This is a genomic window from Alcaligenes parafaecalis (genome assembly GCF_026344135.1).
Classification (GTDB): domain Bacteria; phylum Pseudomonadota; class Gammaproteobacteria; order Burkholderiales; family Burkholderiaceae_B; genus Alcaligenes; species Alcaligenes parafaecalis.
Genome location: NZ_JAPKNA010000002.1, coordinates 604,653 through 623,652, shown reverse-complemented (window position 1 = coordinate 623,652; position 19,000 = coordinate 604,653). Strand labels below are relative to the sequence as shown.

The window sequence follows — 19,000 nt, the reverse complement described above, 5'->3', positions numbered from 1 at the left end:
AAAGCAGCAAGCGGCTTTCGCAACATTCCCATCAGACATGCAGCCAGGCGGGCTTGCAGACTTGAACCCTCAACAACCAGCCCGCTACCAGCCCAGGCCGAATACCGGCCAGCAGCACAGGGGTTTTTCTGCTTTCCAGCACAGGTCAAAAGCGTGTACAAAGAGCCTTGCCCCTCTTTCTACCCCCGGAGCCAAACCCCGATGGACACCCCTTCTACGCCCTTGGCCCTTGCGGCCATCGTGCATGCAGGCAAAGGCAGCGCCGACGCCTTGCTGCTGGAATTCGTGCAGGAATTGCGCGCGAAGAACTACCGCGTTTGTGGTCTGGTGCAGGGCCCGGAAATTCAGAAGGAAGACCATAGCCTGCGTACCGTGCAGGATCTGGACAAGGGCACGCTCTATCCCATCACCCAGAATCTGGGTTCGGAATCCACAGCCTGTTGCCTGGATATTGGCGCCTTGCTGGAGGCCAGCGAAGTGCTGCGGCAGGCGCTGGAAAGCCCCGCCGATCTGGTGATTGTGAATCGCTTTGGAATTATGGAAGCGGACGGCCAGGGATTTAACAACGAGATCATGGCCTTGATCGACCAGGGCTACCCGGTACTGACCGTTGTGGCCCACACTTACCTGCCTGCGTGGCGAGAGTTTACGGGTGGCCTGGCGGTGGAACTGACGCCCGAGCGTCAGGCACTGTGGGACTGGTTCGAGAGCAGCCGTCAGACAGCCACCCCGACTAACCGAGCTTAGAACGCCCAGTTCAGCGACACATTGCCAGAAATATCGGCTCGGCTATTACCCAGCAAACGGGTCCCCGCAGACACCCCAAAACGCAAACGCTCGGAGCTTTGCAGCGTCAAGCCCGCCCGCAAGGCCAGCGCATGACTATCGACACGAGCATAGCGACCATCAAAACCTGTCTGTGGTGAAGCTTCAAACTGTGCGTACTGTGTCTGCTTGCGGCCCAGCAAGGCCTGTTCCCAGGATGCGGACACCTCAGCCTGTAAACGACGACCCTGCTTCAATTCCCAAGCCTGACTGACAGCCAGACCCAGCGACGCTTGCAAGGAATGAGCGCGGGTCGAATCCAGCTGCAAACGGCTACCCGCATCACCCTCTTCACTTAAACCAGGGCGGCTGTAACGCAGATAGTCCAAAGCCAAAACCGGACCTATGCTGCCTGCCTCGCCCAAGGGCCAGTTATAGGCTGTCTGAACACCCGCTGCAAAGGTATGGCCAGTCCAGTCAGATTTGGGATTGGCCTGATAGTCTGAAAACGCGATACGTCGGTTCAGCTTACCCTGCTCCAAGCCCATACGGACTTGCGCCAGACCTGTCCAACCCTCACGAGCATCAGCACGGTACAAGGCATGCACACCGGCCCCCAATCCCGTCAGCGTGCTTTTAGCCTGATAAGGGGCATCTATATTCAAGCTTTGCTCATTGGCAGTCGCATGGGCACCCAAGCTCCAATCACTGCCTGCAGCGCGATGTTCCGCACCGAACACGACCCCATAAGTCTGACTGCGGTGGTCTACATCATTGCTGCTTAACTGCCAGTGATAACGACCACCAAAAGGCTGGATGAAAGTCTGCCAGCCATCCTTGCCCAGACCAGGGCGCTGACGCAGTTGCTCGGACACCAACTGCTCTCGACGCAAGCTGGCCGCCAACTGAGCACCATAAGCACCGGCACTTAGCTGATTGAGTGCATCACCAATCTCGCTGCCATCCGCACTGGAGAAGTCCAAGGCCTGGTAGATAGAGGCCAAGGGGCGCTGATTGTCAGTGGAAGCCTGCTCCAGACTACGACCCACAGTGCTCGCATTAGGATTCACTGCATAGGGCGAGTAAGCCGCTGTCTGACGGCTGACCGACCAGCCACCGTTATTCACATGCACGCTCAGGCTGGGCGAGTTCAGGCTGGCGGTCAGCATCTCAAAACCACCCTGGGTCTGTGTGGCCTGAAAGACCGTATTCTGGCTCAAGGACCAGCCATCGGCATACCAGTCAGGCTGCAATTGCAGCTTCAATTCACCGGCTAGCTGGGCCAGTCCCTGAACCTCAATACGATCATGCTGGCGAGTGTCCGCCTCGATCAGAATGCGGCCTTCGGGCGCCTGAACAAAATCCCCCTGAATCGTCATCTGACCAAAGGAGTTGCCCGGACTCAAGGTGCCGTGGTTACTGAAATTGCCTTCCGGGTTGATGGCGTAACTGCTATTGCCGCTTAAGGTAGCGCCTGCATCCACACGCAGGCCATGCAGTTGATGCTGGCCGTTCAGCGAGCTTTCGCCCCCGGCAACCACCACGGCCAAATTGTCCACGCCCTGAATATTGCCGTCGTAACGCAGGCGGAAATCGGGATCGGCCTGTAGCGTGGCACGCCCTTGTGCATCTGCCTTTTGCCCGAAATTCACATGGGTGACAAACAGCTCGCCATTGCTTTGACGAGTGGAATAGTCAGACAGGATATCGCCCTGAATCCGGGCTCCCTGCATGATATTGATATTCTCAACCTGGGCATTCCTGGAAATCTGGATAGCGGCTTTCTTGCCCGACAAAAGACCGGCTAAATGGTAGTCCTTGATCAGTGCGCCCTGCAAAGCCAAAGGCAAACTCTCGGCAGGAACCAGGGTACCTCGGTAATTCAAGAGCCAGGAGCCACGATAGTCCCCGCCCTCAAGACCATCCGCAAAATTACCCATCACATTATTGCCAAAGTCGAACAGCGCAGCGACGCCGTCTTCGCCCTCAGCACGCACTTCGCCCCGCTGGACAATCGTGTGTTCACGACCGTAGCTGAACTGCAGGCCACGGCCATACCAGCCTTGTGCATGAATACGGGTACTTTCGGGAATGATGAGCGTGCTCTCGCTACCATCCACGCGCACACCCACCCCACCTGGGCCCGCACTCAACAAATCTGCCGCCTGGGTCAGGGTGTTGCGCTCACCATAAATATGCAGCCCCACGCCTTGAGTCGCCTGGTTGTACTGGCCCGGCAGGTAAGCAGTCCCTTCGCTATTACGAGCGAAAAAACCATTCTTGCTGGTCAGAGTGAGCCCATCGCCGTAGACGGAATAGCCATAAAAATTGCGCCGGTCGATCTGCAAGCCCATATCCTGCAAGGATGCCAGCTCCGCTTCCATCATATTGGTGTAATTGCGATAAGACTGGTGGCTCATCAAACTGTTGCGCAACTCCGAATGCCCCATGTAGTCAGTGTCCACATAGACCGGCTGCTTACCCTGATAACCCAAGATCCGAACCGGGATGCCAGGCATGGCACCGTCCAGCACTTCCTGCACATGCTGGCCCGTGAAATAGCCTTGGTCCTTGCGCAGATCAAACGCGTCCGGATCGTAAGCGTTATTGCACATCGAACACAGAATCGCCTGTCCGGGCCGGGCCTCATTGCCATTGTCATCGCGCAAACCCTGCGCCCAGGATGTCAGACTTGGCCGTATGTAAGGCGTATTCGACCCTGGCCCCAAGTAGTCGTATGCAACACCGATCATCCCCAACGTATGGCCAAACTCATGGAACATAACAGCTGAATAATCTGCTTGGTCATTCAAGGGAAGCTGGCTAGGCCGAAGCGCAGCGGTATCAAAGGTGATAGGTCCCACCACAACCTCGGCAAGCGGGAGCTTGAGCTGGTCGCTGTCCAGCTTATTGAGTAGTGCCGCTTGGGGAAGGAGCAGGTAAAGCGAGCCTGCTGAATCCGGGTCAGGCGTCACGGTGGTACCTGCTCGGGCATCCGGATGCCCTACTGTGCCGACATTAACGATTGCTGGCACATACCCTGGCTTCAAAGACAGAATCTCAGTCCAGCGACTGAGCGCACCTCGAATTTTAAGACGGGCATTGTCGTCCAGATCAAAAACGGATCGTGGACCACTGTCCGGATCATCCATGGAATAGGACCCATCCTGCGTACCGAAAATGCGCAGCTCAAAGACTGCTTCTCCTTTCTTGTTGTAGATCGTTTCGGCCTGATACGCTTGGGCGTTGGCCGAAGCCAACAGCAAGGCACCAGCGGTGAGCAGGGTTTTCGGGATCGCGGACATGAGCATCGACTCCAGGTCTGGAAAATACACAAGACGACCCTGCCATAAACGCCCGAGGGACAGCCTCCAAACAGGAACCTTAATGCAAATAGCGAATAGGAAACGTTTAATTCGCACAGCCAAGCAGCAAACAATTCTGTATTCGATGAGACGGGCTAAGCCAAACCCACGTAGTGCGTACATTGAGCGATACGCTGCCGATTACCCCCAAAGCTGGTGCTATTACTACTCGCCCCACCCCTCCAGAACCAGTTTGCCCCTTGCCTTTCCCGACTCGATCAAAGCATGGGCTTTCTTCATATTGCTGGCATTGATACTGCCAAAACGCTCAGTCAAAGTAGTACGTATCAGCCCCGCATCAATAAGGGCAGCGACTTCGCTTAGCAAACGGTGCTGGGCCTGCATGTCGTCCGTGCCAAACAAGGCACGGGTAAACATGAACTCCCAATGCAAAGACACGGACTTGCGTTTGAGCTTGCCCACATCAAGACTGGCCGGATCATCAATCAGACCGAACTTCCCTTGAGGGGCAATAAGCTGCACGATCTGGTCGAAATGCTGATCCGTATGCGTCAGGCTGACGACATAATCCACTTCCGGATGCCCGATCCGCTCCAGTTGCTCCGCCAACGGCTGGCTGTGATCAATGACATGATGCGCGCCCAGATCCTGCACCCAAGCTTGGGTTTCTGGACGGGAGGCGGTGCCAATGACGGTCAAAGAGGTCAAGCGGGCAGCCAACTGCGTCAAAATGGAACCCACCCCACCTGATGCCCCAATAATCAATATGGTCTGGTCCGAGGGAGCTTTGCCTGGGGCCACGCCCAAGCGGTCAAACAGCATCTCCCAAGCGGTGATCGTGGTCAGGGGCAAGGCAGCCGCCGCCGCAAAATCCAGCGTTTTCGGTGCATGGGCCACGATACGCTCGTCCACCAAATGCAATTGGCTATTCGTACCGGGGCGCGCAATAGAGCCGGCATACCAGACGCGATCACCTGGCTGGAACAAACTGACTTGTGGCCCTACCCCCTGCACAATCCCGCAGGCATCCCAACCCAGCACTTTGAATTCCTCTCCATCGGCTGGTAAGGCCGATTGGCGAACCTTGGTATCGACCGGATTGACCGAGACCGCATGTACTTGCACCAACAGATCACGACCTGTGGCCACCGGGTCGGGCAGCTCAATATCCATCAGGGACTCGGGCAGCTCTATCGCTTGAGGAACTTTGTAGGCAATCGCTTTCATCTCTTTTCCTTTTTAAAATCAGTCGTCTGTCTTAGCCCATGCCCGGATAATCGGTATACCCGTGGGCGCCACCCCCAAACAAGGTTTGGGGATCGAAGTTTGCCAAGGGAAGCTGATCACGCAAGCGTGCAGGCAAATCCGGATTGGCGATAAAGGGGCGACCAAACGCCACCAGATCAGCCAGGCCAGTCTTTACAATCTGCTCGGCCCTGTGTGCGTCGTACTTGCCCGCAACGATAATTCGACCCGAAAAGTGAGCACGCAAGGCATGGCGAAAATCATCAGGAATCTCAGGGGCATCATCCCAATCGGCTTCGGACAGATGGATATAGGCCAGACCCTTCCCATCCAGTACCTTCGCCAAATGCAAGATGGTTGGAATGATTTCGGAACAGTTCATGGCTCGCTGCGTAATAAAGGGAGCCAGACGGATACCCGTGCGCTCTGCACCTATCTCCCCCGCTACTGCTTCGACCACTTCTCTGGCAAAACGAATACGGTTCTCCACGCTGCCGCCATACGCATCTTCACGGTGATTGGATGTGGTACGCAGGAACTGATCAATCAGGTAGCCATTGGCACCATGGATTTCCACGCCATCAAATCCCGCTTGCATGGCTTTGGCGGCCGCTTGACGGTAATCCTCAATCACGGCTGCAATCTCTTGCTCGGTCAGTGCGCGCGGCACGGGGCAATCCAGCATCCGCCCCACCCCATCCTCCCCCACGACCCAAACCTGAGCCTGGGGTGACAAGGCGGAAGGAGCCACAGTCTGCCCATCTGCATGAAAGCTGGCATGCGACATCCGACCAACATGCCACAGTTGCAAGACAATCCGGCCACCGGCCTGGTGCACGGCATCTGTTACCAGGCGCCAGCCCTGCACCTGCTGCTGGGTGTAAATACCGGGCGTAAAGCTGTAGCCTTGCCCTTGTCGCGAAATCTGCGTGGCTTCGCTGATCAACAAGCCTGCACTGGCACGCTGGGCGTAGTACTGGGCCATCAGCGCGTTCGGAATATCACCCGGCTGGTCGGTACGGCTGCGTGTCATGGGAGCCATCACGATACGGTTAGGCAACTGCAAGCTGCCCACTTTTAATGCTGAAAACAAAGTAGATGTCGCTAAACCCATGATTCGTGTGCCTCATCAAAAAAATGAAAATGTGGATCACAGTGTGCCTTTTCAGACTCTTTAGAAAAACAGGCCTTTGCTTGAAACGATCTTCAAAAATATTTTGAAAATAGCGTCATAATTAATCCTATTAGTTCGCTTTTCAGCATAAAAACTCTGAACTCAGCCCAGCGAGACACGCCATGAAAGCCCTGCAGGATCTGGAAATTTTTGTTCGCACCGCTGACACGGCCAGCCTGTCCGCCACGGCACGGGGTCTGGGCATAACACCGGCAGCCGCCAGTGCGGCACTCAAACGCCTGGAGGCGGAAGTGGGGGTGCAGCTTTTTCTGCGCTCCACCCGCCATTTGCGGCTGACCTCTGAAGGCGAAGTGTTTCTGGCCCAATGCCGTCCCGCCCTGTCCGCCCTGCAGCAAGCCAGCCTGCAACTGGCCAGCGGCGGCCCCGGTTCCCGTGGCCAACTGAAGCTGGCCGCACCATCCGACCTGGGGCGCAATGTACTCTTACCGTGGTTGAACGAGTTTCAGGACGCCAATCCGGGCGTGGACATACGTCTGCATCTGTCCGACCGGCTGGCCAATGTCTACAGCGAACCTATTGATGCAGCCTTTCGCTATGGCCATCCGGCAGACTCCAATCTGGTGGCTCTGCCTTTAGCGCCGACACACCGCCGGGTCCTGTGCGCCGCCCCCTCCTACTTGAAGCAGCACGGCACCCCCACCTCCCCTCTGGAACTGCAGCAGCACGACTGTCTGTGCTTCATGCTGAGGGATGATGTGCATGATCGCTGGAAGTTCGAGCGCAGCGGCCAGCCCGCCACCTTTGTTCGTGTCCGGGCAGTGAATGTCTCCAACGATGGGGATGTGGTCCGACGCTGGGCTTTGCTGGGCAAAGGCATTGCGTACAAATCCTACTTCGATGTGGCCCAGGACCTTGCCAGTGGCCGCCTGCACGCTATCTGCGAGGACTGGCAAGGCGAAAGCACGCCCCTGTATTTGCTGGCGGCCGGAAGGCAGCAAATTACCCCCCTGCTGCGCCAGCTACATCAATTCATGCAAGAGCGTCTGGAACGGTGGGAACAGCAGCATCTGCCGAAAAAGCACACAGGAACGACGATGAACGTCTAGGATATCGACCCAAGGCCGTCATCCTGCCTTGCTCTAATTCGATCGACCCTTTCCCCAACATCAGTGACAAGGCTATCGAATCATGAGACATGCGCACACGGCCCGCTCCGCCTCCCAGCGGCCCGGTTTTCCCTACCCCTCTGAAAACTCGTATCCAGACAGCAATGTGCAGCCCTTCCAAGGTCTGTCCCGCCCTGCTTTTGGCAAACCCGGCCTGCTCAAAGCCCTTGCGGTGGCCACCCTGTCGGCTACCTTGGCTGCTTGTGGCGGGTCCGGCACAGGCAACGGCTCGGAAGCTGAACCCGAAACACCCGTCAACCCGGACAAACCGGATACCCCCAGCACCCGCCACGCCCTGATCATCAATCTGGACGGGGCTACCTATCAGGCCGTGCAGCAAGGCATTGCAGCTGGCAGCCTGCCCAATCTGGCCAAGCTGCATGTGCAGTTGGCCTACAGCGGAGGCGTCGCCGGTACCCCCAGCCAACAGGCCAATCTGGATATGCCCAGTTGGGCCAGCCTGCTAACCGGAACCTGGGCCAACCGCCATGGCGTGGTGTCTACTGCACCGGATCAAGTCCTGCGCCAAAACAGCCTGTTCCACTCCGCGCAAAACGAACAGAATGCTGCAGCCGTGGCATCCAAAGGCTTGGCACACTTGCTCAAGGCCGATCACGATGCCGAGCGTCTGCATAAGCTGGCCGACTGTTCGCCGCAGACCGTCACCTTGTCCTGCGTATCCAGCCAGGCCCTGGAGATGATTGAAGGAGACTATCGCAAGGTCCTGGTTCAGTATCGCTCCGCCAAAGACGCCGCACTGGACTTTGGTATTGAATCGCCCGACTACAACGCCACGCTTAGCAAGCTGGACAAGGAAATCGGCACTCTGCTGGACGCTGCCGCCAAACAAAAAGACCGCGAATGGCTGGTAGTCGTGACCGGCAACCATGGCCTGAGCGAACACGGCCAGGATAATGGCTTGCCGTTGCTGCCCCAGTCCACAACCTTCCTGGCTGTCAATCAGGCCGTCAACACAGGGGAGCACGGTATTGGCGCCAGCGTACCTGCTACGCTGCCCGAGCTGTATCAGTACAACAGCCTGGTGGATGTGGCCCCTACCATCATGCGGTATCTGGACAAGCTGCCCCCGGCTGCCGACTACAAGCTCGATGGCAGCAGCCTGCTGGGCCCTCAAGCCGTCACGGGTCTGCAAGCCACGGTGCTGGACAATCATTCCTCCACCGTTGCGATCAAACTGGACTGGAAAGCACCCGCCGATGCCCCTATCGACATCTTGCGGGACGGCCAGGTGATCGCCTCGCGTCTGCCTGCTGGCACACAAAGCTACACCGATAACCAGGCCACCGCTGGTCTGTCTGACCGGGGCACCTACCAGTTTGACTACACCGTGCAGGCCGGTTCAGGCACCGATGCAGCCTGGCGCAGTCTGTTCAGCCCGCCTATCTCGTACCTGCCTCCTGTCCCGCTGGAAGCCTCTCTGCTCAATGGCCTGGTCTCCTACTATCCCTTCAGCGCCAATTTGCCACCTGTGGACGCGCAGAAAAACAGCACCATGGCCCCCGCCTCCAAAGATCTGCCCAATGCGGCGGGCCTGGTCGTGCCCGGTCCCTTTACAGGCACGCATGGCTTGCTGGTTGACACCAACTATGTCACCGAAGAAGGTCTGGAAGGCTATCGCATGACGCCAGCTCAAGGCTTTGACATCTCCACGGGCAGCAACCCGCAATTCACCATTGGCTTCTGGTATCAGGTGCCCAAGTGCATTGATCGCAACAATGTCACCGTCTTGTCCAACAAGAACTACGTCAGCGGCGCCAATGCTGGTGTCGCCATTGGCTTGTTCAGCAGCGGCAGCCAGAACCAATGCGGCATTGCATTCAATATTGGCTCGGGTGGGGTACGTGCCGACGGCCCGACCAACCCTTACACCCAGATTCCGGTCGGTAAGTGGGTACACATTGCTTTCTCGGTCGACGGGGTTGCCAAGACCATGAATATGCGCGTGTTTGATCCCTCTACCGAGCGTGTCACGCATGTGGCTACCGACAAATCCACAGGCGCTGTTGATCTCTCCAAACTGTCGCCCTTCCCGCAATGGGGCATTGGCGATGATGGCACCGGCAAGTTCCTGATGAACAAATGCAATGGCTCGGTCACGCCTCCCTATACCGTAGGCAAATGCTCTGTTGCTCCGCCCACCCAGCAAATGTTTGGTGACCTGGCCATGTGGAACCGCGTCCTGAGCAACCAGGAGCTGAGCTCCATCTACTGGTCCAAAAAACCACTGACTAGCCTGAGCACACACTAAGCGAGCCCACCATGATTTTGAATTTACGGACTGTGCGCCACGCCCTGCTCGCTGGCATGACTGCCTTGTTGCTAAGTGCTTGCAGCAGTGGAAACTCCAGCGACTCCGAGGCCCCGCCCGGCACGGGGAGCTCGGGTAGCGAGCAAGTGCCCATTGTGACGCCCCCGGCCACGGGCTCTCAAGGCGAGCAAGGCACTGACTTGGGCACGCCCCCCACACCGAACTCGCAATTGGACTGCGCACCTTAAGCGCATGGTAGCCAGGCCCGACGAATGTCCTCGCCTGGCTCCACTCCAACCTCTTATCGACAAGGCTTTCCCCATGACTCACATCAATCGTCGTAATTTTCTGCGACTGGCTGCCAGTGCGGCCGCTTTGGGCCCCTTTCCACCTGCTATTCAAAAGGCGCTGGCTATCCCCGCCAATAACGCCACAGGAACGATTAATGACGTGGAACACGTCATTATCCTGATGCAGGAAAACCGCTCTTTTGATCACTACTACGGCACCATGCCGGGCGTGCGTGGTTTTAGCGACCGCATCACCATCCCTATGGCATCGGGCGAATCGGTCTGGCGTCAGCAGGGCACCAACGGCGTGGTACAGCCCTATTACCTGGATGCGACCAAAGGCAACGCCTTGCGTGTCGGCGGCGCACACGACTGGAACGACCAGCAAGAAGCCTGGGACGGCGGCCGCATGGCAGACTGGCCCAAAGCCAAGTACACCAATGTCGCCATGGGCTACCTGAAAGAGTCCGATCTGCCCTTTCACTGGTCGCTGGCCAACGCCTTTACCGTTTGCGACGCCTACCACACCTCTATCAATACCGGCACCTTCACCAACCGCATGTTCTTGTGGAGTGGCAGTAACGGAGCCAATCTGAATGGTCGCGCCTGCGTAACCAACTCCAACTGGGGAGGCCTGGGCCCGTCAGAAGATGGCCTGGACTGGACAACGTATCCGGAACGTCTGCAAGAAGCCGGTGTGCGCTGGAAGGTGTATAACCGCCCCGGCAACAACAGCAATAACAACCAGCTCGTCGCCTTCGCTTCCTACCGTAAAGTCAACGAGGAGCTGACCGCGCTGGGCTCGCCTTCTGCCGAATACTCCCATCAAATGGAAGCCCATTCCCCCCTGTACAAGGGCTTTGGCAACACCATGCCTGACGGTGGCTTTTTGCAAGCCATTGCCGATGACATCAAAATGGGCCAATTGCCGCAGGTTAGCTGGATTGTGGCCCCCGGCCCCTACAGCGAGCACCCCAGCATGGGCGTGCCCGGCCAGGGAGCCTGGTATCTGGAGCGACTGCTGAACATTCTTACCGAGAAGCCAGAAATCTGGAGCAAGACAGTCCTGATCGTGAACTACGACGAGAACGACTGCTTCTTTGACCACATGCCCCCACCTGCCCCACCCTGGCGCAACCAGGATGGCTCTTTGGAAGGCAAATCCACGGTGGATGTCTCCAATGAGTACTACACCATGCCTGCCCCGGATGGGGATTCCCGTAAACTCCCCCCCGATGGCCGCCCTTTCGGGGCTGGCCCGCGTCTGCCTACCCTGATTATTTCCCCGTGGAGCGTAGGTGGCTGGGTCAACTCCCAACAGTTTGACCACACCTCGGTATTGCGCTTTCTGGAGCAGCGCTTTGGTGTGCAAGAGCCCAATATCAGCCCCTGGCGCCGCGCCGTCTTCGGCGATATGCGTTCCTGCTTTGATTTCAAATATCCCAATGCTTCCAAACCCGCATTGAGCCCGGCACCCACACGTGACCAAGCCGATGCCACCCTGCGCCAGCAAGCCAGTGCAGGCAAGGTACCCATGCCCCCCGTTGGCACGGAGCCCATGCCCAGCCAGGATTTAATGCTGCGCCCTTCACGCGCCCTGCCCTACCAATTGCACACCAGCGCCAATGTGGACCTGGACAAAGAGCAGGTCTGGTTAACGTTCAGCAATACCGGCGCACAAGGCACGGTATTCCATGTGTACGACGAGCTCCAGCTCTTGGAATATCCCCGACGCTTTACGGTGGAAGCCAACAAGATCATCTCGGATGCCTGGACCATTCACGCGGATCACAAGGGCAATTACAGCCTGTGGGTGTTAGGGCCAAACGGCTACCATCGCCACTTCAAGGGCAACATTCACGCGCTGCGCCAGGGCCCCAAACCGGAGGTGCGCGTGTGCTACGAGCCCAAGGCCAATGCCGTGTCCCTGACCATCATGAATATGGGCGACCAGGCCGCTACCGTCACGGTGACAGCCAACGCCTATCGCGAGGATGGCCCCTGGGTCTACACCGTTGATCCGGGCATGCAAATAGATGCACGCTGGTCGCTGGAAGTCTCGGGCAACTGGTACGACTTCACCGCCACCATGGGCGAGTCCTTCGAGCGCCGCTTTGCCGGTCGCCTGGAAACTGGCCGGGATGGCATCAGCGACCCGGCCATGGGTGTCGCACGCTAGTCATACTGTCCAGGCACAATGACAAGGTCCGTTCCGGAAAGATCTGTTAGAGAAGTACGATGACGCTCAACCAAATACGGGCCTTCGTCATGGTGGCCCAGCACGGCGGCTTTTCAGCCGCCGCGCGGGCCTTGAACATGAGCCACACCACGCTCAGCTCACAAATTCAAATCATTGAACGCGAATATGGAGCCGAGCTGTTTCACCGGCGTGGCCGACGCGTAGAACTGTCCACCCTGGGTCTGGAAATGCTGCCCATGGCCAGGCGCATGATCTCGCTGGAATCCGACATGCGTCAAATGCTGGGTGGCAGCGGCAAACTGCACTACGGCACCTTGAAGCTGGGTGCAGTCAGCCCCTATCACGTCACCGAGCTGATCGAATCCTTTCATGCGGTGTATCCGCGCATCAAGCTATCCGTCAAACTGGGCAACTCGGAATTAGTGCTGGACGATCTGGACCAATACATCTGCGATGTAGGCGTGGTCGCCAGTTGCCAGCCACAGCGCCGTTACTACATGCAGCCCTACGCCCGTTACCCGGTCATTGCTTTTGTGCGCCATGATCATCCCTTTGCCCGACGCGAGACCATTGCGCTGGATGAGCTGGCGGGTGAACCCTTGCTGATGCGCGAAGAAGGCTCCACAACCCGCAAAGCATTGGAAGACGCCTTGCACGAGCGCAAGATCAAGGTGGATGTGGCCATGGAGATAGGCAGCCGCGAAGCCCTGCGCGAATCCGTGATTCGTGGCCTGGGTGTGGGCACGGTCTCCGAATCTGAATACGTGCCGGATCCACGCTTGCGTGTGGTGCGTATTCAAAACGAGCCGGTCTGGACGCAGATTCACGTCTGCTGTTTGCACGAGCGCCGGGAGTCACGTTTGGTAGCCGCTTTTTTTGATGCGATTGCTCACCATCAAAGTGCCCTGTCCGTCGCCAGTACTGCCGCCTGAAACAAGCAGGCAGCAAAAAGGGCGGGGTTTGTCACCCCGCCCTTCTTACCAGGCCTGATTCAATGCCCCCACAGAATCAGGGTGTCTCGCCTTGCGCCAGACGTGCCTGGATCGCCAGCACCACAGCCGGGAAATCGGCCACGGTTTCAATCACGTAATGAGCACCAGACTGACGCAAACGCTCGCTGGCACGCTCGACACGTGCTTGTACTTCTGCCGGATCAGTTTGAGCCAGCTCGTCCAGAGACAGACCCACTTCATTGCCCGACAGGCTCAACCCTACCGTCCACATACCGGCACGGCGGCCTTCCTCAATACCCGGCACGGTATCGTCCACTTTGATGCAACGGCGAACATCACCCACACCCAGAGCCAGCACATTGGCCAGTGCCATGAACGGGCCGGGGCGACCACCGGCAGGCAACTCGTCACCCGCAATAATGCAGTCTGGTGCAATGCCCTGGCTGGCAGCGACAGGCAACAGCACATCCAGCACCTGACGCGGGTAGCCCGAGCAAGAACCAATTTTGATGCCCTTGGCACGCAACTCTTCAAGCACTGCCGCAGCGCCTTCAATGGGGGCCGAATATTCCGCTACTTTCTCGATCTGCATAGGCATGAAACGCTCGTAAATAGCGTCAATGTCGGCATCGGTAGAAGCACGCTCGAACTGGGCCAACCACTGATCCTGAATCGACTCGGTAGCCAGCAAGGTACGGATGTGATCACGCTTGGACAAGCCCATCGGGCCGCGGGCCTGCTCCAGGCTGATTTGAATGCCAAAAGTGGCAAAGGCATCTACAAAAATCTGCGTCGGTGCCAAGGAGCTGAAATCGACCAGCGTGCCTGCCCAGTCAAAAATAACGGCTTCGACCTTGTCCGACATCAGCGTATTGAGCGCATTGAAATTCTGAGTCATTGTTTGCAACCTTCAGTCCTAAAAACAAGCCGGGTCAAGAACCGGCTTATACCTGCACTGCATCCAGAGCATGTGCACCAATAAAATTACGTCCGCGTGGTCCTTGCAGTGCCTGGGCGATGCGTTGCTGCCACTGTTCGGGTGATACCCCGTAGCTGGCCGGGTCCGTGCTGACCCCCAGGTTTTGCAGAAAGCCGCTCAAGGCAGAGACAGCTTGAGGGCCGTTGCGGGCATCAAAAATCGACAATAAAAACTGATCCAACTGCTCATCCTGACCCAAGGCCATCTGCATCACATGCGGCAGGCTGAACGAGCATGCAATACCGTGTGGCAAACCCTGCTCCAGAGTCAGGTCGTAGGACAGGGAGTGCGCCAGAGCCGTCTTGGTATTGGAAAACGCCAGGCCCGCCATGGCGGCAGCCACAGCCAGTTCAGTGCGCAACTCCAGGCTGGACAGATCCTGCATCAGCAAGGGCAAGCTGCTGATAATCTGCCGTGCCGCAGACACTGCCAGGCTGGCCGATACGGGGTTGCGATTCACATTCCATAAGGATTCCAGCGCATGCGACAAGGCATCCAGGCCACTGGCCAAGGTCGCGCCAGCGGGCAGGCTGCACATCAGGGCCGGATCAATAATCGCGGCCTGAGGCCAGGTCCAGGGCAGATGCAGGGAGTACTTGCGCCCCTGCCCCTTATCCCAAATTGTTGCCCAGGGGGTAACTTCGCTCCCGGTTCCTGCCGTGGTGGGCACGGCAATCAGGCTGCGCACCCGCCCTGGAGGCTGGCTCAGGCTGGTATTGCCCGACAAGCAGTCGAGCAGTTCGGCAAACGTCCCCGAAGGGGTGCTGGTCAACATGGCTTTAGCGCAATCAATGACGCTGCCGCCACCCAAGGCAATAATGCACTCGACCTCGGGGTGGTCACGCCACAGACGCTCGTACAAAGGCGCCAACCAGGACACATCCGGATTCGGTTGAATATCCGTTTCGATCGCAACCAACTGCTCACCCAGCAAGGCTTGCAGGCGCTCGCACTGTCCCAGCTCGCGTGCCTCCGGGAAAGCAATCAGAATGGCCCGTCGACCGCCCAAGCGCTCGGGCAAGCGCTTGAAAGCACCTTCACCAGCATCGATCTGAACGGGATTGAAAAAATGCCACATAAAAAATCTCGAATAAAAACAGCGATCAATCGCGCCCGTTGTTGCGAATGGCCTCACGCAGGCGATTGGAAATCAGGTCGGCTACCACCACCATCACCGTAATGACCACGATGCAGGTTGCGGTTTCCTGGTACTTGAACAGTTTCAGGCTGCTGACCAGTTCAAAGCCCAAACCACCCGCTCCCACCATGCCCAGCACGGTAGCCGAACGCAGATTGACCTCGAAGCGATACAAAATCACCGCAATCCAGGCCGTAATCACCTGGGGCAAGACACCAAACACAATCACTTGCAAAGGACGGGCACCAGTAGCGCGCAAGGCATCCAGCGGGCCTTGATCAATCTCTTCAATGCTTTCAGCAAAGAACTTGCCCAGCATCCCCACACCGTGCACAGCCAGAGCCAGCACACCGGGGAAAGGCCCAAGCCCCACCGCAGCTACAAAAACCAAGGCCAGAATCAGCTCGTTGATACTGCGTATCACGTTCAGGCTTTGACGGGTAAAGCCGTACAGATAACGGTTGACCTTCAGGTTACGGGCCGCCAGAAACGACACCGGTACGGCTCCCAGCACACCCAGCACCGTGCCCCAGATCGCGATCTGAATAGTCTCGATTGCGGGTGCGACCAGACTGCCCAAAATGCTCCAGTCTGGCGGGAAGGTACGGCTCAGGAAGTCGGCAATCTGCGGCAAGCCAGCCGCAAATTCGGCGACGCTCAACTGAGCACCTTCAGCACTCCATTGCAGCCCCACGACAATCGCAGCAAGCAGCAAGGCCGTAGTGACCCAGCCTTTCATACCCGTAGGCGTGGACATGACCCAGGAATATTTGTGTTCCATGATCAGGCTCCCTTGGTCGCAATGGTCAGTGGTTCGTTCAGGAAGGAAGCAGCGGCCTCACTTGCCTCTTGAGAGTGAGCACCGCCCTGCCCTGGCTCCGGGCCAGGATAGATACGGGCCAGATCATCTTCCGTCATCAGATCAGGGGCACCGTTATAAACCACGCGACCATGGGCCAGGCCCACAATACGGTCGGCAAACTCACGGGCGTAATCAACCTGATGCAGGTTGCACACTACGGTAATACCCAGTTCCCGACTGGCGTCGTGCAAATAACGCATCACCAGACGCGCTGTTTTAGGGTCCAGGCTCGCAACCGGTTCGTCGGCCAGAATAATGCGGGGACGCTGCGCCAGGGCACGGGCAATGCCCACACGCTGACGCTGGCCACCCGACAAGGAATCCGTGCGAGCCTGGGCTTTATGCGCCAGCCCCACACGCTCCAGACACTCTTTGGCCAGGGCAATATCAGCAGGGCTGAACAGTTGCAGGATCGAGCTCCACACGGGAACCGCTCCCAAACGCCCGGTCAATACATTGCGCAGCACTGACAAACGAGGCACCACATCGTGATGCTGGAAAATCATGGCAACCTGGCGGCGCAATGCCCGGGTATCCTGAGCCGACATGGCATCAATACCGGCCACCGACATCTCGCCCGTATCGGCCTGCGCCAGCCGGTTCATGCAGCGCAGCAAGGTGGACTTGCCCGCTCCGGACTGACCTAAGACAACCAGAAACTCACCGGCTTCTGCATCCATGTCCACACCACACAGGACATCATTGGAGCCATAACTTTTGTTCAGGCCACGCAAACGGATCATTTCATGCTCCGCAGATCCAGATTCAGTACCTTGGCGGTATCACGCACCACGTTGTAAGCGGCATCGTCGGTAGCCTGAAAGCCATTCAACATGCCCTGATCACCCCAAGGTACATCCTTGATATTGGCCAGGGCCTTGGCCACTTTCTCTTTGACGCTGGGGTCCAGATCCTTGCGCCAGACCATGGGCGACTCGGGGATATCGCTGGAGGACCACACCACTTTCAAATCATCCTGAGCCAATTGGCCTTTGGAAATCGCGCTGGCGTAAATACGGTCAGCCACAGCAGCAGCATCTACTTTCTTGTTGGCTACAGCCAGCAGGCTGGCATCGTGCGAACCGGAAAACACCACGCGGGAGAACAGCTCTTCAGGTTTATAGCCATCGTTTTCCAGGCCCGCTTTAGGGAACAGGTGGCCTGAAGTAGAGCTGGGGTCTACAAAGGCAAATGTGCGACCTTTCAACTGATCCACATTGTCGATCCCGCTATCGGCACGCACCACGATCAGGCTCTTGTAAGCGCTTTTACCTGTTTTCTTGGTGACGGCAACCGCAAAGGCCTCCACATCTGCCACCGAGCTGGCCAGCACATAAGAGAATGGTCCCAGGTAGGCCACGTCCAGCTTCTTGGCACGCAGAGCTTCGATAATTCCGTTGTAGTCCGTAGCCACAAAAGGCTCGACCTTCATGCCGGACTCGCGCTCCAGTTGCTCAATAACCTGCTTGCTCGATTCGATCATGGCCTGCGAGTCTTCGGCAGGGATAAGACCAATCGTCAAGGTGTCCTGGGCGGCGTGGGCGGCAGTCCCGAACACCGAAAAAATAATAGTGGCGGCGCTTGCCGCGATGAAAGAGCGGCGGGCTGTCTGAAATACGTTCTTGTTCACGGCAGTCGTCCTTGAGGTTTGTAGGAGGAATGCCGACATAGTAGAAAGGTCACATTGCCTTCATGTTATCGATTTAGCATTCAAAACATCAGTTATCTATAGATGGAGTCTATATGTCCGCCGCACGCCTACGTGCCTTCCTGGCTGTTGCCCGACATGGCAGTTTCAGCGCCGGGGCCCGCGCCCTGGGACTGGCCCAACCCACCGTGACCAAACAAATACAAGGGCTGGAACAGCAACATGATGTGGAGTTGTTTCATCGTCGGGGCAGAGGTGTCCAACTAACCCAGGTGGGGATAGCCCTGTTGCCGGTCGCGCAGCAACTGGGAGCGCTGGAAGTCGATGCCTTCAACCTGCTGCATGACAGTGGAAAACTGCATGTAGGCCGACTGCGTATTGGCGCTGTCGGGCCTTTTCATGTGATTGAGATGGTGGAGGCCTATCACCGGCTATTTCCCGGCGTGGATATCTCTATTCATATGGGGAACTCGGCACAGGTGCTAGCGGATCTGGCCGACTACGCCACCGATATTTCCGTGCTGGCCGGAGCCTGCGACGATCCGGCCTTTCACACCGAACATTACGCCAGCCATGCTGTAATTCTGTTCGCCCCCTTGTCGCACCCTTTGGCCCGGTACGACAGTGTGCCTTTATCTGCCTTGCAGGATGCTCCTTTGCTACAGCGGGAATCGGGTTCCACCACGCGTGCCTGTCTGGAAGCGGCACTGGAAAAGGAAAATATACGGCCGCGCGCAGTCATGGAGATTGGCAGCCGGGAAGCCCTGCGTGAAGCAGTCGCCCGAGGGCTGGGCGTGGGCACGGTGTCCGAAGCAGAGTTCATCCCGGATCATCGTTTCAAAGCGGTTCGTATTCAGGGCGATCCCGTGCGCACCGACACGTATTTGTATTGCCTGACCGAGCGCCGAGACAGCCGCATGATTGCCCAATTTTTCACAGAAGCTTTGGCATTACGCAAGCAAATACAAACGACTACATAGACGCATTTGTGAGTTTTAGGCTACTGTGCATCAGGAGGCCATGA

At 57.5% G+C, this 19,000-nt stretch carries 15 protein-coding genes; 7 read left to right on the top strand and 8 right to left on the bottom strand.

Annotated features, from left to right (window positions below):
• Positions 1–201: 201 nt before the first annotated feature.
• Positions 202–747 (top strand): DUF2478 domain-containing protein, encoded by a 546-nt coding sequence (locus tag OSH09_RS09740; RefSeq protein WP_266120868.1) that lies wholly within the window; start codon positions 202–204, stop codon positions 745–747.
• Here OSH09_RS09740 and OSH09_RS09735 read toward each other — a convergent pair.
• The 3 genes from OSH09_RS09735 to OSH09_RS09725 form a co-directional block, all read right to left on the bottom strand.
• Positions 744–4,070 carry an autotransporter outer membrane beta-barrel domain-containing protein gene (locus OSH09_RS09735; protein WP_266120867.1) on the bottom strand — a complete coding sequence of 1,109 codons (3,327 nt, stop codon included), beginning with the start codon at positions 4,068–4,070 and terminating at the stop codon, positions 744–746. The genes OSH09_RS09740 and OSH09_RS09735 overlap by 4 nt on opposite strands.
• 225 nt (positions 4,071–4,295) lie before the next feature.
• On the bottom strand, positions 4,296–5,318 hold the full coding sequence (locus OSH09_RS09730) for a zinc-binding alcohol dehydrogenase family protein (RefSeq protein WP_207872136.1): 1,023 nt from the start codon (positions 5,316–5,318) through the stop codon (positions 4,296–4,298).
• 31 nt (positions 5,319–5,349) lie between these two features.
• Positions 5,350–6,450 carry an alkene reductase gene (locus OSH09_RS09725; RefSeq protein WP_266120866.1) on the bottom strand — a complete coding sequence of 367 codons (1,101 nt, stop codon included), beginning with the start codon at positions 6,448–6,450 and terminating at the stop codon, positions 5,350–5,352.
• Between the two features lie 182 nt (positions 6,451–6,632).
• Between OSH09_RS09725 and OSH09_RS09720 the strand changes: the two genes are divergently transcribed.
• The 5 genes from OSH09_RS09720 (at position 6,633) to OSH09_RS09700 (ending at position 13,328) form a co-directional block, all read left to right on the top strand.
• On the top strand, positions 6,633–7,577 hold the full coding sequence (locus tag OSH09_RS09720; RefSeq protein ID WP_266120865.1) for a LysR family transcriptional regulator: 945 nt from the start codon (positions 6,633–6,635) through the stop codon (positions 7,575–7,577).
• Positions 7,578–7,659: 82 nt separating this feature from the next.
• Positions 7,660–9,906, top strand: coding sequence for an alkaline phosphatase family protein (locus tag OSH09_RS09715; RefSeq protein ID WP_266120864.1), 2,247 nt, complete (start codon positions 7,660–7,662; stop codon positions 9,904–9,906).
• Positions 9,907–9,917: 11 nt separating this feature from the next.
• On the top strand, positions 9,918–10,154 hold the full coding sequence (locus tag OSH09_RS09710) for a hypothetical protein (RefSeq protein WP_207872140.1): 237 nt from the start codon (positions 9,918–9,920) through the stop codon (positions 10,152–10,154).
• 73 nt (positions 10,155–10,227) lie between these two features.
• Positions 10,228–12,375: a phosphocholine-specific phospholipase C gene (locus OSH09_RS09705; RefSeq protein ID WP_266120863.1), complete on the top strand. Its 2,148-nt coding sequence runs from the start codon at positions 10,228–10,230 to the stop codon at positions 12,373–12,375.
• A gap of 59 nt (positions 12,376–12,434) precedes the next feature.
• Entirely contained in the window at positions 12,435–13,328 is an 894-nt protein-coding gene (locus tag OSH09_RS09700; protein ID WP_207872142.1) for a LysR substrate-binding domain-containing protein, read from the top strand.
• A gap of 76 nt (positions 13,329–13,404) precedes the next feature.
• Here the strand turns inward: OSH09_RS09700 and phnX are convergent, their stop codons facing one another.
• Genes phnX through phnD form a run of 5 tightly spaced genes read right to left on the bottom strand, consistent with a single transcriptional unit; the run spans position 13,405 to position 17,919 of the window.
• Positions 13,405–14,247 (bottom strand): phosphonoacetaldehyde hydrolase, encoded by an 843-nt coding sequence (gene phnX, locus OSH09_RS09695; RefSeq protein WP_207872143.1) that lies wholly within the window; start codon positions 14,245–14,247, stop codon positions 13,405–13,407.
• 46 nt (positions 14,248–14,293) lie between these two features.
• A complete protein-coding gene (gene psrA / locus OSH09_RS09690; RefSeq protein WP_207872144.1) occupies positions 14,294–15,406 on the bottom strand; it encodes an iron-containing alcohol dehydrogenase PsrA in 1,113 nt (370 codons plus the stop codon).
• A gap of 25 nt (positions 15,407–15,431) precedes the next feature.
• Positions 15,432–16,247, bottom strand: coding sequence for a phosphonate ABC transporter, permease protein PhnE (gene phnE / locus OSH09_RS09685; protein ID WP_376912170.1), 816 nt, complete (start codon positions 16,245–16,247; stop codon positions 15,432–15,434).
• A 2-nt stretch (positions 16,248–16,249) separates the two neighbouring features.
• Entirely contained in the window at positions 16,250–17,071 is an 822-nt protein-coding gene (gene phnC / locus OSH09_RS09680; RefSeq protein WP_266120862.1) for a phosphonate ABC transporter ATP-binding protein, read from the bottom strand.
• Positions 17,068–17,919 carry a phosphonate ABC transporter substrate-binding protein gene (gene phnD / locus OSH09_RS09675; RefSeq protein ID WP_266120962.1) on the bottom strand — a complete coding sequence of 284 codons (852 nt, stop codon included), beginning with the start codon at positions 17,917–17,919 and terminating at the stop codon, positions 17,068–17,070. The genes phnC and phnD overlap by 4 nt, the downstream gene beginning before the upstream one ends.
• A 152-nt stretch (positions 17,920–18,071) precedes the next feature.
• Here phnD and OSH09_RS09670 point away from each other — a divergent pair, with 152 nt between their 5' ends.
• Positions 18,072–18,956, top strand: coding sequence for a LysR substrate-binding domain-containing protein (locus OSH09_RS09670; RefSeq protein ID WP_207872148.1), 885 nt, complete (start codon positions 18,072–18,074; stop codon positions 18,954–18,956).
• Positions 18,957–19,000: the final 44 nt, after the last annotated feature.